Origin of the sequence: Paenibacillus sp. P2(2022) (genome assembly GCF_029522175.1) — a bacterium.
Lineage (GTDB): Bacteria > Bacillota > Bacilli > Paenibacillales > Paenibacillaceae > Paenibacillus > Paenibacillus polymyxa.
On record NZ_JAKWFI010000004.1, the window covers coordinates 238,583 to 255,218 of the forward strand.

General features: G+C 46.9%; 12 protein-coding genes. 1 reads left to right on the forward strand and 11 read right to left on the reverse strand.

Annotated elements, in window-relative coordinates; all coding sequences use genetic code 11:
* Positions 1-67: 67 nt before the first annotated feature.
* Entirely contained in the window at positions 68-1,591 is a 1,524-nt protein-coding gene (locus MMB75_RS15590; RefSeq protein ID WP_277508625.1) for a copper amine oxidase N-terminal domain-containing protein, read from the reverse strand.
* A 101-nt stretch (positions 1,592-1,692) separates the two neighbouring features.
* The gene (locus tag MMB75_RS15595; RefSeq protein ID WP_277508628.1) at positions 1,693-3,357 is read right to left on the reverse strand and encodes a PucR family transcriptional regulator; all 1,665 of its coding nucleotides are present in this window, start codon (positions 3,355-3,357) and stop codon (positions 1,693-1,695) included.
* Positions 3,358-3,763: 406 nt separating this feature from the next.
* On the opposite strand from MMB75_RS15595, the gene ald reads away from it, so the two are divergent.
* The gene (gene ald, locus MMB75_RS15600; RefSeq protein ID WP_103042246.1) at positions 3,764-4,894 is read left to right on the forward strand and encodes an alanine dehydrogenase; all 1,131 of its coding nucleotides are present in this window, start codon (positions 3,764-3,766) and stop codon (positions 4,892-4,894) included.
* 93 nt (positions 4,895-4,987) lie between these two features.
* Here the strand turns inward: ald and MMB75_RS15605 are convergent, their stop codons facing one another.
* The 9 genes from MMB75_RS15605 to MMB75_RS15645 form a co-directional block, all read right to left on the reverse strand.
* Entirely contained in the window at positions 4,988-5,524 is a 537-nt protein-coding gene (locus MMB75_RS15605; protein ID WP_016821389.1) for a mismatch-specific DNA-glycosylase, read from the reverse strand.
* 15 nt (positions 5,525-5,539) lie between these two features.
* Positions 5,540-6,403, reverse strand: coding sequence for an aldo/keto reductase (locus MMB75_RS15610; RefSeq protein ID WP_103042245.1), 864 nt, complete (start codon positions 6,401-6,403; stop codon positions 5,540-5,542).
* Between the two features lie 13 nt (positions 6,404-6,416).
* Positions 6,417-7,709: a beta propeller repeat protein gene (locus MMB75_RS15615; protein ID WP_103042244.1), complete on the reverse strand. Its 1,293-nt coding sequence runs from the start codon at positions 7,707-7,709 to the stop codon at positions 6,417-6,419.
* Between the two features lie 145 nt (positions 7,710-7,854).
* A complete protein-coding gene (locus MMB75_RS15620) occupies positions 7,855-9,309 on the reverse strand; it encodes a PstS family phosphate ABC transporter substrate-binding protein (RefSeq protein WP_103042243.1) in 1,455 nt (484 codons plus the stop codon).
* A gap of 151 nt (positions 9,310-9,460) precedes the next feature.
* A complete protein-coding gene (locus MMB75_RS15625) occupies positions 9,461-10,225 on the reverse strand; it encodes a class I SAM-dependent methyltransferase (RefSeq protein WP_103042242.1) in 765 nt (254 codons plus the stop codon).
* A gap of 214 nt (positions 10,226-10,439) precedes the next feature.
* Positions 10,440-12,536 carry a DUF6449 domain-containing protein gene (locus MMB75_RS15630; RefSeq protein WP_025364177.1) on the reverse strand — a complete coding sequence of 699 codons (2,097 nt, stop codon included), beginning with the start codon at positions 12,534-12,536 and terminating at the stop codon, positions 10,440-10,442.
* Positions 12,511-13,413 (reverse strand): ABC transporter ATP-binding protein, encoded by a 903-nt coding sequence (locus MMB75_RS15635; protein WP_016821395.1) that lies wholly within the window; start codon positions 13,411-13,413, stop codon positions 12,511-12,513. The genes MMB75_RS15630 and MMB75_RS15635 overlap by 26 nt, the downstream gene beginning before the upstream one ends.
* Entirely contained in the window at positions 13,406-13,795 is a 390-nt protein-coding gene (locus MMB75_RS15640) for a GntR family transcriptional regulator (RefSeq protein WP_016821396.1), read from the reverse strand. The genes MMB75_RS15635 and MMB75_RS15640 overlap by 8 nt, the downstream gene beginning before the upstream one ends.
* Positions 13,796-13,957: 162 nt before the next feature.
* Positions 13,958-16,633 (reverse strand): PAS domain S-box protein, encoded by a 2,676-nt coding sequence (locus tag MMB75_RS15645; RefSeq protein WP_016821397.1) that lies wholly within the window; start codon positions 16,631-16,633, stop codon positions 13,958-13,960.
* Positions 16,634-16,636: the final 3 nt, after the last annotated feature.

Consider the following 16,636-nt stretch of genomic DNA (forward strand, 5'->3'; position numbering starts at 1 on the left):
TGTATTTATACCTGATTCATTCCATGTAATAACCGTTAAGAAGAAGAAGGTGTACTTTGATTTCTTTTTAATCGCGTTTCAGTACATATTCTCCAGCATTGTTACGAGTTACAGTAGCGCCAAGTACCTCTGCAACAGATTTGAAAGGAACATACAATGTGCCATATTCATCCGTGTATGGAGCTTGTGGCAACGTCAATGTGCTTCCTTCCAGTACAGCCTGCTTGGAGCCGCTTTTCAGCTTAATCGTTTTACCAGTAATATCATCAATTACAGTTGTTTGTTTGGCAGCTGCATCCCATTTTAGTTCTGAGCTCAATTCACCTGTCAGTTCACGCAGTGGGATGAAGGCCGTACCTCCACGATTCTCCAAAACGTAGTAATCGTCTTTAGGATCGAAAATTGTTTCTACTTTTGTAATTTCCAAATCATTTTTTAAAATATTGTAGATCGGAGAATTTGCTTCAAAATTGCGCAGCGTCGCTCCTGGAGTTAATTCAGCTTGTGTATTCAAGTCAATAACACCGTTAGAAAGATCTACTTTATCGGCCGTTACACTACCATTGACGTTCCAGGCTTGAGTCTCGGTCAGAATGGTAAAGGACTTCACCGGAAGATCGTCCACATCTGGCAACGCGACTGTCAAGTCTGTCAGCGCTTTGCGAACATTTCCTTTTTCATCAAAATACATGTCGTTTTTCAGCACCGTGTTGGCACTCAGGACTGTTTTGATTTCAGGTGCCTGTGCATACATAGTGCTGACTCCTACATCATACTGTGCCACAGCCAGGTCCAAATAATTTTTAACCTCAGTGTAAGCCTCGTTGACCAGCTTTTCTTTGTTTTCATTTAGTTCTGTTGTTACTTTATCACTACCCTCAATAGCTACGCCGGAAGCGATGGTTTTAGTCACATCAATAGCTTGACCGATCAATTCTTTTAAGCCAGCTTCATCCTTGGCCAGATTTGTCAGGAACGGTTTTACCAATGCAACCAGTTCATCACCGCGCAGTTCTGTATGGAGACGGGTCAGTTTCACCTTGTCTTTTTCACCGTATACTTCTTCGGTTACAGATGTTGCAGAAATGGTCGAAGGGTTAGGAGCATGCTTAAGCATAAGTGCAGCGGCTGTTTTGGTCAGATCTCTCACGTCTTTGGAATATGCATAAGGATCAAACCCAGCAGGCAGACCGCTCAAACGCTCTTGCGAGTTCAGAGATATGTAATAAGGTTTTTTGGCACCTTCCAGGTGAATAGCCATACCTTGGCGATCCAAAGCAAGCTCAAATGGCAAATTATACTTATCAATGTGTAAAGTACCCTTGGCGGAAGCAACTTCCTCCGATTGTACCTTAGCTTCATCTACAGTCACCGAAATCGAATTAATCAAATCTACGATTTGTTGATCTCCTTGCGTGATTCCTTCTTTTGGAGTTAATTTAAGAGAAATTTTCTCCGTTGTCTGCTGGGATTTCACATCAAGTGTTCCCAATAAATTTTTACTTACATCAAATCCGCCTACTGCCTGGCAACCTGTCAAAGCTACCATTAACAGAATAAGAGGGACGGCAATCCATTTTTTTATGTTCATATTAATCCCCTTTCAAGATATTTCCGTAATCTCTTCTATTATCTCAGTGTTAATACGCATTGTAAATGAGTAGAATAGAAAATAGAACTAGTTATTTAGGATCAATTTTCAGCCTGAAGCATCCGGTAAGCCAGGAGTGCCATCTCCAGACAACGACGTTTGTCAGGGTCTGCCAAATTCCCCTCTACGATTTCATTAATTTTATCCAGTCGATTATAAAGAGTCTGCCTATGAATATACAAAACTCCGGCGGTATCACGCTTGGAGCCATGACATTGAAAGTAGGCATCCAGCGTATCCAGAAGCTGCATATGATGCTCACGATCATGCGCAATCAGCTCGCCCAAATGATCCTGTACAAATTCTTGTAGAAAAGGAATGCGGGGCACTGCTTTCAACAATTGATAGATTCCGATGCTGTCGTAAAATAGCCGATCCTTCATGACCGGGACGCTTCGCGCGACTTCAATGACCTGATATGCCTCTTCAAAACTGCGGTCCGTCCCGGTCATGCGGTGCCTTACCTTACCAAAGCCTGCATGAATGCGCACTTTATCAAGCTGTCCTGCGGCATAGTTCTGAATATATTGGACCGTATGAGCCAGCACTTTTTTCATCTGCGCTTCGGAACGCAGCGTTAATTCCTCCTTGGCACAAAGGATGTAGCATTGACTTCCTTTCATCATCAACAGATTGTGCAACGCTTCTTTTTTCAATAGAGAACGAAGCAGCACTAATACATCCTGATTGATGGATTCCTTGCGCACCTGACTCGCGTCCTTGTCCTGATGCTCTACCTCGATGACTCCTGCCCAAAATAAATACCGACCCTTCGTTAACAATCGCAGTCCCATCCGGGTCTGGGCCTGTTCTTCATTGGGAAGCTGGCCGTTCAATACATCCTGAATCAGTTCATTTTGATTACGTAACAATCGGTCTTCAAGAAACTGTGTTCTCAGTACCAATGTAGCGGCCGCCTTGGCTGTGTAATCAATGAGCAGCGACATTTCTTCCGTCGGCATTTCATTATGCAGTACCACACCTACAGCGGAAAACACCTGACCGAAGCATACAACAGGCTGAAACAAGACGGCAGTGGAATCATTCAGGTGAAACAGCAGGTGCCCTTCACGATCGGCAGTCATACTGGATTCCACTTCATTGGCATAAAAATCCGCAATATGGTCTGCCACATCCGGCTGGACGGAAGGCACGAATCGATTGGTATCAATGGAGGACATGTAGATGACCTGCCGGGTAGCGTAGTCATGAAGCACACGCAAGAGGGCGTTCATATCGGTGCTGCGTAGGGTTTCCTGCTGAAGCTGACGCGAAAATCGCTCCAGATCTTTTAATAGTTCATGATGTCGGTTAATAAGTAGGGAGTGAATATCTTGTGTAATTTCAACAAAACGCACCGGCTGTTCAAATACGATGACCGGGAAGTGATGCCGTTCCGCCAGCTCCAGTATTTCAGAGGGGATCTCATGGATGCTCGTGCCCAGCTCCACACACAATCCTGCGGCTTCCGAGCAGATCAGCTGCTCCATATACTCGGCGCGCTCTCCCCCCTTCCGGATTAACCACAGGCCGGTCGTCAAAATCAGGTCATGACGGCTCACAAAGGGGGATACATTGGTGATTTCTAGCACATGAACCCAACCCACACGGCGATCTACGCCATGTTCCCCCGCTGCCAGCTTCGCCCGCCGGAAAACAGGACGTTCCAGCACATCCGCAATGGTAAATGTTTTTTTACCTTTCATCGGCATTCTCCCTATGTGTATGTCTTTATGTCATTTTACATGACATATATTCATCAAAAAGTCGAGCCTTCAAGTCAGATAATCCGACAAAATGTATGATGCGAAGGAGTCGCACCCCTTGTAAACTGTACCTAATCTAACATGAATTGCATTTATCGGCTTGAGTCCATGTAACTAATCAGCAGACTGCTTACAAATGATAGTGCAATTTTCTAAGCTCGTTTGGTCGCATCCAACAGTAAACCATAGCAGGGGTAGCTGCCCTAAAACACGTTCAACAAACATTGATTCTGCAGCGTAGCTGCCCTAGAGAACATGATCAACAAACATTGATTCTGCAGCGTAGCTGCCCTAAAAACAATTATTTGCCGTTGGATAACAATTATTTTTAGGAGAGGTGAAACAAATGAGAATTGGGATTCCAAAAGAGATTAAAAACAATGAAAATCGTGTCGCTCTGACACCTGCGGGTGCTGCTCAAATGATTCAACACGGACATCAAGTGTTTGTAGAAAGCCATGCAGGGGTTGAAAGTGGCTATACAGACGGAGATTATGCCACTGCGGGTGCGATCCTTGTTCAGCAAGCGGCAGATGTTTGGTCCCAGGCGGATATGATTATCAAAGTAAAAGAGCCTCTCCCCTCTGAATACGGGTATTTTCGACCAGGTTTGATTTTGTTCACCTATCTGCATCTGGCTGCCGAGCCCGCACTGGCCCGGGCTTTAACAGACAACGGCGTAGCCGCCATTTCCTATGAAACGCTAAATGTGGAAGGAAGCCTACCGTTGCTTACCCCCATGAGCGAGGTTGCAGGCCGAATGGCTGTACAAATCGGAGCACAGCTGTTGGAAAAACCAAAAGGCGGTAAAGGCATCCTACTGGCAGGTGTGCCAGGGGTCAAACGCGGTAAAGTAACTATTATTGGCGGAGGGGTGGTCGGCACCAATGCTGCCAAGGTCGCTATCGGTCTCGGCGCAGATGTTACATTGATCGATCTAAGCCTGCAAAGATTGCGCCAACTGGACGATATTTTTGGCAATCAGCTCCATACATTGGTGTCCACCCCTTCCAACATTGCTGAAGCCGTGGCGCAAAGTGATTTGCTGATCGGTGCTGTCCTGATCACTGGTGCCAAAGCCCCGCGGCTCGTAACAGAGGCCATGGTGCAGACAATGCAACCCGGTTCAGTGATCGTCGATGTCGCCATTGACCAAGGTGGCATTGTTGAGACGATTGACCACATCACGACACATGATCAGCCAACCTATGTAAAGCATGGCGTCATTCACTATGCAGTAGCGAACATGCCTGGCGCAGTACCACAAACCTCCACGCTCGCTCTGACGAACGCGACGCTCCCCTTTGCTCTCCAACTTGCGGATCTCGGTGTGCTAGAGGCACTTCGCAGAAGCAAGCCGCTGCTTAGCGGTACCAATGTCCTGAACGGACATATCACCTACGAAGCAGTCGCCCGTGATCTGGGGTATCCTTATGTTCCTGTGGAACAGGCATGGCAGACCAAAACCCTACAATAGAAAAGAAGCAGCACAAAGAACCATACACTTTTCCCAGTAAGGATTAAAGTGTATGGTTCTTTGTGTGCTGCATCTACCAAACGTAGCCGCATTTTAGACGGCTTCTGACGAAAGGAACGTTTGGAGACGGCGATAAATATCCGTGATTTCTTCCAGCGACATGCGCACCAGTCCACTAGACGAAGGTGCCACAAATTCATGCATTTCGGGGATTAGCGGTTCAGGCTGAAATCCCCAATCCGCTTTGGATTTTTTACTATATTCGGTGTACACGCCTTTGCCGACAAAGCAAGCGACCTTCGGGCGGTATTCCATTAGCTTCGCATGCAGCTTCAGACGTCCTTCGGCGTATTCCTCACGGGTAATGTCCTCTACTCCTCTGGTAGGACGGGAGACAATGTTGGTAAAACCGAAACCCAGCTTTAGCAGCTCCCGATCTTCCGATGGATCGTATAAGCGAGGGGTCAAGCCAGCCCCCTCCAGTATGCGCCAAAAGCGGTTGCGCGGATTAGCGTAATGATGTCCTACCTCGCCGGATTTCAGACTGGGATTAAAGCCGATAAATACAACGGATAATCCATAGTCGAGATGATCATCTACCTCGTGTAGTTCTGTCTCTGGTTCTGTCATCGGGCCCCTCCTTCCTCAAACCATATCCAGCGGCTGCTTCCTCGTTGGCGGAGGAAAAGCCTCGTCTATTTGTTGAAGTTGTTCAGGGGTGAGCCGAATGCTTGCTGCCGCTGCATTTTCTCGTACATGCGATTCTTGTACCGCCTTGGGAATTGCCCACACATCACCGTCCCGTATAACCCATGCGAGTGCGATTTGCGATGGAGTTACTCCGTGGCTGGCAGCAATGTCTACCATAATGGGATGCTCCAGTAGTCCTCGTCGCAGGCGTCCACCTTGGGCAATCGGGCAATAGGCCATTACATGCACCCCATGCGTACGGCTCCAAGGAAGCAGATCATATTCGATACCTCGCGAAGCCGCGTGATACAGCACTTGGTTGACAGCACAGGCTTTGCCATTACTCAGGCTCCAAAGCTCCTCCATATCGGATTTGTCGAGATTGGACACGCCCCAGTTGCGGATTTTGCCTTGCTCACGCAGTTTTTCCATACCTTGTATTGTCTCTTCTAGTGGAATATTCCCGCGCCAATGCAGCAGATACATGTCCACGTATTCGGTTCCCATTCGGGTTAGGCTCGCTTCGCAGGCTTGAGCCAATCCTTGACGGTCCGCATGATGAGGGTAGGCTTTGCTGACAAGATACACATCGTCCCGGCGGCCTCGAATGGCCTCCCCGACGATCTCTTCTGCGCCGCCCTCCGCATACATTTCAGCCGTATCTACTAGCGTCATCCCCAGCTCGAAGCCAAGTTGAAGCGCACGCACCTCCTCCTGCCGAAGGGAGGCTTTTTCGCCCATATACCACGTGCCCTGCCCAATGAGTGGTACTTCACGACCGTCCGTCCATGTAATCGCACTTCTCTTATGTTGACTCAACTACATTCCCTCCTTAGGAGCCTGGTGTCACAGGCTTGTCAAATACATGACTCTGCGTCCAGTGCTGACCACCATCCGAGGTGGTATATAGGATCGGGGCCTGCTCTGAATCCGAGAAAATAGCCCAGCCTTCCTTGGCATTGGCCATCCCGATTTGCTGACCGCCATAACCATCAAAGCCTTGTTTGCCATTGTTCCACGTCTTGCCTCCGTCATTGGTCCAACCAATCGTATTAGGCTTGTCACACGGTGCACAGTAGCCACCCATCAAAGCGGTACTGCTGTTAACCGCATAGAGCATGCCTGGTGCTGTCCCTTCATTTTTGGCAACCTGATTGTCTTGCTGGCTAACACCTGGTGCAGGACCGCCGCCGGCAGTAGAATTCGCCAGTACAGTACGCCAGCTTTGTCCGCTATCAGCCGTATGCCAAAGCGAATACGACGTCTGATTCATCCCCGTATCTCCAACCAGCTCAATCCATGCGTTGCCCCGTCCTACCGATCGAATAGTTACTCCGTTCAGAGGCCCCTCGGTTGTCCGCGACATGACAGGAGTCCAATCTTGACCACCGTTAACGGTGTGCAAAATCTGGATCGAGCGATCTGTTTTCTGGGTTACTGCCCAGCCGTTTTGCCGATCATGAAAATATGGCTGTCCTACCATGTGGCTAGGCACAAGGAGCGAAGACCAGCTTTGTCCACCATCCTTGGTATATTGGTTGCCACTAAATCCTTCCTTGGATGATACAAAGTGTAAAAAGCCCGCTTGTCCTTGCTCAGGTACAGTCCCGACAGCTTCCCAATGCTTGCCGCCATCGTGAGTTGCCAGCAGTAAACCACTATCTTCCATAACAGCCCAGGCCTGCTCTCCATTCAAGGCAAAAATCTGTTGAACCGTACCTTTGCCTTGATACTGCACATTCCAAGCTGAACCGACTGAACCGGATGGAGCCGCGTCTGTTCGGGCAATCCATCCATTACCGCCGATCCAGCCGGATTGGCCGTCGATTAATCGAAGCGCGGTAATATTGTCCATGCGGACGTTCGCTATACTAGCATCTGTCTTCGTTTGCCCTCCTGTCTCCACTGCTTTGTCAGTGCTGGACGGGGATGTGCTGCTTTTGCCGTCAGAAGCAGTCTGCTGTTCCGGTGTATCTACAGTGGCTCCCGAATCATTGACTTGTGTCGATGCAGAATCCTTTGGTTTATTCTGAGCCGTTTGTCCTGTTTGCGATCCTGTTTCACAACCTGCTGCTACTATGGCTACGGCGAGTAAAAGCACCCAAACCGATGTTTTTTTCTTCATTTTTGTTCATCCCCTTAAGTTGTTGATATACTTGCTGCGCGGGTATTGTATTCACAGCAAAGCATATTCTATGTATTACCCTGCTGTATTGGTTTCACTCTTGCGGTGAATATACGATACTGACTGTATTCGAATCGTTATAGGATTACGAGTTTACAGGAACAAAGCCGCCTTTTTCAATGGCCTGAGTTCCTGCTTCGCTTTGCAGCCATTCGAGTAATCGTTGCATCGAAGCACGTGGCTTTTCGCCTTCGCGTGTAACTACAAACAGTTGGGCTGTGAATGGATATTGTTTCGAACGAATGTGTTCTTTGTCGGGCTCCACTCCATTAATAGATAAAAATTTGACCTCTTGACGATTATGCATCACATTTGCGAAATAATAAAATGAATAACCGAGCGCGTTGTGATCCTTGTCAAAATCAGCAATTGCATTAATCATCTCACCCATTATACCAATTCGGAGTTCCCGAGGCGGTTCAGCCATGTCCTGACCTTTCATCACTTTCTTCTGCATATATGTTTGGCTTCCTGAGTTTTCCTCCCGCTGATAAGCAACGATCGGCTGATTCTTGCCCCCTACTTCACGCCAGTTACGAATAGATCCTTCATATATGCTGCGCACCTGCTCCGAAGAAAGTCCGTTAACCGGATTGCCTTTATGAACGAGAAAAATAAACGCATCCCACCCGATAGGTGTAAGCTTCATTTGAATTCCCCGACTTTTCGCCAGGCGCAATTCCTCATCGGATGGACCCGCCACCAGTATCAGATCCGCCTTCTTTTCAATCAGATTGACATAAGCCTGATGCGTTGTGTTGAATCTCAGTTCGTGAGCCGCACGAACCTTGTTCATTCCGGTCAATTCATGCAGCATATCCTGTGCGAATGGAATGGCCGCTGTAGCGCCATCTACTACCGGAAAATCCCTCTCCGCAATGTACGGACGCTGAGGAAGCATGAGCGTAATCGTCAGCACAATGATGAGCGCAGCAGATATTGCAGCTACAACCCATTGCCATCTATGGTCCACCTTTTCGTGCTGGTCGGTCACCGCTGGATAGCGATCTACCCCAACACCGACTACCATGCCAGCTATGGGCAGCAGTGCGGTCAGCAGAAACCAGATTCCACCGAGCTGTGTATATGACCCCAATACTTCCAGTATAGGTTCCGCCCAAGCGTGATAGAGTGCAAAAAGCTCCCACGCTCCTCCAGATACTTCGGCAAGTTGGCCGCCAGATCCTCGTAGTCCTATAATCCACAACCACAGCCCGCATAATAAGGATGCTAGCCCAGTCAGCATCAGCAGAAGCTTATGCATATTGGACATATGCGCACTCAAAGCACCATAAGCTGCAAAAATGAGACCGACCAGCCATACATATAGCAGCAATATTACAACCACGGTTATATCCGTCACACCTTCATGCCTCAGCAAATACTGCACTTGAGGTGCCACAACCATACTCCAAATAATATTAAACATGACTGAAAACAATCCAAACATAAACGTACCGACCAGCCATGGCCAAAACCATGCTATCCGCACAGAATTGCCCTCTTTCGGCTTGCTTATAACTTCCTTTGGTTCAGACATGTACATCCCCCTATATCTTATAAATGAAATGAGTCTGTAAGCTATTGCTTCTTCATTGTACAATTATGGTAAAGATTAGTATACGAAAGGGTAGTAAAAATGACAAAAAGGCCTCCCCTACAGGATAGGCCTCTTTGGTATCGAATCTTCTCTATATCGCTCTGGCATGGATTAAAAAACGATGCTGCTTCACGTCCCAATAACCATCACGTTTAATATCCAAATACAGACTATACAGCTGTTCTATATATTTCTCTGGCTGGAAGTCTGCAATCTGCCATTCAATAACTTTTAAGTAATAGACAATCGCTCCAATATCGTAAAAGCGCTGGATCGGAAACTGTTCCCGCTGCTCTATGATTTCAAAACCATTGCTTTTCAAACCTGCAATTGCTTGAGGAAGAGTCCAGTCCGCATACACGTAATCAGGTGCTCCCAAGCGGGCGTTAAGGCCTGCACAATCCAAGCCTCCTGCCTGTTGAGTCAAAAACGTACCTCCTGAACGCAAAATACGGTGCACTTCCGCTGGCGAAAATGACTCATGCTTGTTCAGCACAAGGTCGAACCCAGCATCGTCAAACGGAAGGGAATCGTCATCATGAATAGCCATCACGCGCACACCCAGCGGCTCCAATCTTTGCTTGGCGATAGGTACGTTCGGTGCATATGCCTCTGTCGCACATATAATCTCTGGAAAAGGACGCAACTGCGACAAGAGCTCTCCCCCGCCTGTTCCCATATCCAGCATCGCCTTCGAGGCATGCATCAACGCCAAAGCCTTGCTGGCATAAGACCAGTCTAAAGGTTCGCTCGCCACTCGTCCCGTGTCCGAAATGAATGAAAAATCCCATCCGGAAAATGACTGTTTATGATGATCCAACAACTGTAGAAATTCACGATCTTCTGTATATTTCATATTTTTTTGCTCCTCCACTATTGGACTGTACAATATTGAACTCTTCTCTCTGTATGTTCTACGTTGTATCACTCTGGTCTCTATTTATGTCCGTTCTAATGTGGAGGAGCTCTTGCCCGTCGATGAGGTTGTTATATGTCGTGTCCGAACCATCCCATGTTCATCTACCTCCGTCCATATTCCCTCTAAACCAGATACTGTCCCTCGTAGGAGCTTAAGGAACTGCCGGTAATGCCTTGGCAAGCTCCGGTGTCATATCGTTCGGAGTAAAATAGTAATAGCGTGTATGGGGATCTGAACTAAATAAAGGTTTGATCTTGACTTGAACCAAGTAAGTGCCTTTCGCCATATCTGGAGTATAGCTATTAGATCTACGCTTTTCCAGTACAGTGCTCCACAGCTTCGGATCTTCAATCGTTATTGCTTTGTGCTTTTGTTGAATGCTTCTAAATATTTTATAGTCTTCAATATATTGATTGGGTTGATAAGGCTCCATTTCCTGAGAAATAATAGGAACAGCCCGTATCGAAAAAATATCCTTGGAATCAATGATGACCTTATCCGCATACCCTTTTTGCTCTAGCCAATCTGTAAGCTTGTGATATGAAGCCGGCCAATTAAATGAAATTTCACGATGCCAGCTCGGTTCGTTATTGGTAGAGGATGACTCTTTATTTGTAATAGAAACATTCCCCAGAGGGTATCGATGTGATTGCATTTCGCTATAACTCATATTTAATACTTCTTCTCTGAGTACAGCTTCAAATTCACGAGTTTCTTTGGGATTGGTTAAAACCACTCGTCTTTCATTATCATCTACGGATTCGATATTGATCGTCTCTGCTTTTCCTTGCAGCTTATCCAGCTTGTATCTCACCGTTTTATAAGGCTCTGCTTCCATCACTTTAGTCAGTTCTGTCCGGAAAGGCTTCTCCGGGAATGTATAGCGGCGAGTCATGGTGGAACCATCATCCAAACGGTAGACTATGAATGCCGATTCGACGGCCAGGTTTTTGGACAACATTTTCTCGCCAGCTGCATGTGCACGTACGAGTTCTCGATGTAAATTCAGTACAGAGGCGATATAGGCCCTATCTTGGGAGTAATAAGCTTCTTTTTCTGCATCTCCCCCTAGAGGCTCCTCTTGCCCGACATAAACTTTTTCTACGGAGTGTGCTGTTGGAATCCGTCCCTCATAACCCAACCAACCTGAAATCGGGATATACAGTACCAGCCCCATGATCACACCGTAAACGACCATTTCCACCAAAGCACGAACACGCACAATTTGCCACGTCTTGCGGACGACCATTTCTACAACGATATAGCCTAAAATAGCTCCAAGTGCATACCCGAAAATCGACCAATTAGCTCCTCTTGTACCTGCATTATAAAAATAATCGCCTAGTACAAGCATGGCGCATAGTATAACCCCTGCCTTGAACAAAGGTTGAAAGAAAGAAAACGCTATAGCCTGAGTCGCCTTTTCGACCAAGCGTTTACGATACAAACCATAACTCAAGGCGACAAATAGCACAGAGATACCTAGATAGGCGAGTAGCTCCATGTAAGAAAAGGCGCGCTGTGGCAAGTTGTCCATAATGCGTACAAACGGCGATAAGTTTTCCCAAACATTATTATTGCTGCGAAACTCCGAGCCATTAATATATTGAACAATGGTTTCTCGCACCCGCACATATCCGTATAAATTACGTTCCAGAAAACGCCCTATCATCATGAATAGAAACTGAGGCAATAGCAGCAAAACATACACTACTACGGTCTGTAGCAACGATTGTCCCACACAAATCCCTACAAACACAGTAAAAGTAAACAAGAAAATCGTAAGGACGGACACAACCAAAGCCCACGATCCAACGTCATTAATTTGAAAAATATAAGGCAGTTCGACTGACGTGTTAACCCAAGCAGTTACTCCCGCAGTCAGCCATACAGGTACAAGTAAAAGAACAAGACCGCTAATTAAATGTGACGTTAATAGATGCTCTCTACGCAAAGGTAGGCTATGATACAAATCGGATGGCCCCTGTCGCTGAACAAAACGAAGCAGCATCACACCTGCCAGCACGGGTACGGTCATTAAAATTAATTTTTGCAATTCATTACCCGAGTTTGTGCTATCGAACAAGCTTTTTAAAACCACTCGCGGTTGTTCATCACCAGTGCTCATAAACAATGGCAGCGGTACTGTAAACAGCAATCCTGCCAAGTACAATAGACCGATCCAGCCATGCTGTCTCAGGCATTGGCGAATTACGCCGCCGCTACAGAAGAATCGGTTGGATGTCATAACCTGCGTCCTCCATTTCATAAATGAAAATTTCTTCAAGCGTCAACGGCAGCAAATCGAACACATGCGGCTCATACGCTTCAATCGTTTCTGCAATCCGCTCTCGCTCACCCCGGATGATAAGCAGCAGAACACTGCCCCTCCGCTCCTTATGTACAACCGAAAGTTGGCCACAGACAGCTTCCTCATGCATGCTGTCCCGAAAGGCAACCTGCACCTTATGCGTATCGGATTTAAGGTCATCCACCTCTTTTTCCAACAGCATCCGACCTTGGTGCATAATGCCGACATGATCACACATGTCTTCAATCTCACGCAAATTATGAGATGAGATCACGACGGTCATCTCACGTGCTGCGGTTTCTTGGAACAAGAGATTTTTGATCATTCTACGCATCACGGGGTCCAGACCATCAATGGGTTCATCCAAAACCAGCAGCTCTGGCATGCAGCTCAAGGCAAGCAAAAAAGCGGCTTGGCGCTTCATCCCCTTGGAAAAACGGTGAAGTTTGCGCTTCGGGTCCAGCTTGAAAATCTCCGTAAGCTGTGTGTAGCGTTCTTCACTCCAACTTGGATAAATGGAGCGGTAAAACCGGGCCATCTGACGAATTGTCGCTTGCGGGAAAAAATAAGGGGTATCCGGCAAAAACAGAATGTGCTGCTTGGCTTCAGGCTGCTCATACACCGGCTGTCCACCGATTAGCACCTTACCAGTATCCGGCCGGTAAATCCCGGCAATGATTTTGAGCAAGGTCGTTTTCCCTGCCCCGTTCGAGCCCAGCAGTCCAAAAATGGAGCCCTTCTTTACCGTCAGGGCGAGCTGATCGACAGCCTTTTCTTCCGTAAATGTCTTTGTGACTTCCCTTAATTCAATCAAGGGACATCCCCCTTTCCTTTGTTTGCATAGCTTCCACGTATATGTCGTCCACTTCCTGCTGTGTAAAACCGAAATGGACAGCTTCGATCATCAGTTTTAACAATGCCGCCCGAATCTCATCCCGCTTTATTTGTTGCGGCTGCTGCTGGGTAGGCGTGACAAAGCTGCCTTTGCCCTGAACGGAATAAATATATCCTTCGCGTTCCAGCTCGCGATACGCTTTCTGAATCGTATTCGGATTCACCGTAAGTTGAGCGGACAATGCCCGTACAGAAGGCAATTGCTCATCCGGCTGAAGCGATCCGTACACGATCATTTCCTTAACCTTCTCCATAAGCTGTTCGTAGATCGGCTTACGGCTGCGGATATCCAGCTCGAACATGGACTTCCTCCTTTCAACACTGGCTCAAATTCATGTATACATGTTCAACTGTTCTAACTGTACTATCATTAATAGTACAGTTAGAACAGTTTGTCAATCTTTTCTTTGGACATTTCTTACAAAAAATAGCCGCGATGCAGAATGCATCACGGCTATTTCTTTTTAGCCTTCCTTTGAATCATAAGGCTGATCACGGCTTATATTCGCAAGTGTGTGCCCTTCCGGCAGTTTTAGATCCAGTTGGAACCGGAATGTTGCTCCTCTGGCCTCGTCACTATCTACACCAATGGAACCCCCCATTAGCTTGACCAGGTTTTTGCAGATGGACAAGCCAAGACCTGTCCCTCCATATTTCCGGTTCAGTGCCGGATGAAGCTGGGAAAAAGGCTGAAACAACAAATGCTGACGGTCTGCCGGGATGCCGATTCCAGTATCCGTTACACTAAACTCAATCAGGCATTTCTTTTTACGGCGGCTGTAAGCCTTTCTCTCCACAAAAATATTTACACGCCCTCGCTCCGTAAATTTGATCGCATTGCTCACCAAGTTCACCAATATCTGTCGGATACGCACATGATCACCGACTAGCATCCCTGGCATTTCCTGATCTATATGCCATTCTAGCTGGATTCCTTTTTCCATAGCCTGCGTCATAAATAGGTCAGCTACACTGCCAACCACATCCTCCAGCACAAAAGACTCATGCAGCAACGACATTTTGCCAGCTTCGATTTTGCTCAAATCCAGTATCTCATTCAATATCTGCATCAAAGCGTTGCTACTGCTGGTAATAATATCGATATAGCTACGCTGCTCCTCATCTAATTCCGTGTCTGCCAGTAATCCTGCCATGCCTATAATGCCGTTCATCGGTGTACGAAGCTCATGACTCATCACAGACAGGAATTCTGACTTGGCTCGATCGGCGCGTTCGGCAGACTCCTTGGCCCGAATAATCTCCTTTTCATTCGTCCTGTCTACAAAAACCATCACCGCTCCTTTTCGTTCGCCGTTATCCATCAAAGGGCTGATTCGATAGGAGGCCAGAAAACTGGACCCGTCTTTTTTCCAAAATACAGCTTCCTCTGCCTGATAAGAAGCGCCGCTGCGAATCGCTTGGAGAATAGAAGCCTGCTCATCCGGAAAATGGCTGCCTATTTCGTCAGCATGGCGAATGACGTCTATACATGAACCGTTCAGCGGGTTGGCTGATCCTATGCCGAACATCTCAACAGCTGCCGGGTTCATAAAGCGGACATGTCCTTCGGTATTCAAACCCACAATTCCTTCGGATACTGCATTCAAAATAAGCGAATGCTCGTTACTGAGCTTTTCAATCTGAGCAATGTAGTTTTTAAGAGGGGTAACATTCTCTATAATCCCGTAACAGCCTACAATTTCTTCTTGCACGAAAATCGGGATATTCGTCATCTTGATGAATAGACGCTCCCCCTCCTTATGTATGAATTCCGATTCATAGGTTTGTGTCTCCCCCTGTTTGGCCATTTCGATATGTCGTTTGATTTTGTCCTGTTCCTCAGAGGAAGCCATTACAAGTATTTCAGCTCCAAGAAGCTCATCCCTCGTATAACCCGTAAGCTTCTCCAAACTCGGATTCACGCTCAAAATATGACCTTCCATATTCATGGCGCATATCCCGAGTGGATTATGCTGAAATAGTGACTTATAACGGTTTTCACTTTCACGAAGACGTTGCTCGATTTCCCGGTGCTCTGTAACATCCTGTATCATCCCGACTACTTGAACAGGCTTGCCTGCATGCTCGTCCATCTCAGCTTCCCAGATCGAGCGCAGTACCTTCTGTTCCCCATTGGGCAATACAATCCGGTAAAAGGTTTCTTCGTGAATTCCCTTTAAGATCACGTTGTTGATAATTTGCTTCATCCGTTCAGTATCTTCGGGATGAACTGCCTTCATGAAAGCGTCAATACTTGTTTCAACCGGCTTGACACGATAGCCAAATATGCTGCGAAATTCCTTGGAAAAATGCATAACATTGTTGACCAGATCCCAGTCCCATGAGCCGAACATCGCCAACTGTTGAGCTTTTGCCAGGTTCTCCTCGCTCTTCTGGCGCTCTGTGATATTTCGTCCGATGGATAGAACTCGCTTGATCTTGCCCTGTTCATCCCGAATAATACGGTACGATACTTCCAGCCACAAATAATGCCCGTCCTTATGACGTACACGCCGCTTCATGATGCCTGTTTCCTTGAACATTCCATGTACACGCATGTAATCGGCATCTTCGATATGGTAAAATTGAAGCCGTTTTTTGCCGAGCATTTCCTGCTTCGTATAGCCAAGGAGTTTTTCCACCGAAGGAGAAATATATTGAAGTATGCCGTCTGCCGTGCTGTAAGAGATGACATCCGGCGTATTTTCGGTAATCAACATGTACAAATCCTCATTGTCCGAAAGCACCTGCTCCATGTCCTTTTTCTCCGTGACATCCATTGCATACGCAATCAAATAAGATTGTTCGGTAGCCTCATCATCAAATATGGTTAATTCCAGCGATAGCCAGACAGTTGTTCCCCGTTTATGCTTTAAACGCAGCTCTGTCTTGTAGACTTGATCCGTAGCCTTTAGCCAACCTGCATAAGCCTCCCTCAATCCTTGCTGATCCTGAGCCTCATTATACAAGAGATGGTAATATCGGATATCCAATAATTCCTCCTGCTCATATCCGACCATTTTGCAAAAGGCGGGATTGACGTACAGACACTTCCCCTCCCTCGACAAAATCACGATTCCTGTCGGGGCATGATTATACATATGTTCCAGCAAAGGCAGTCGTTGAGCAGCAGAAAACACAAT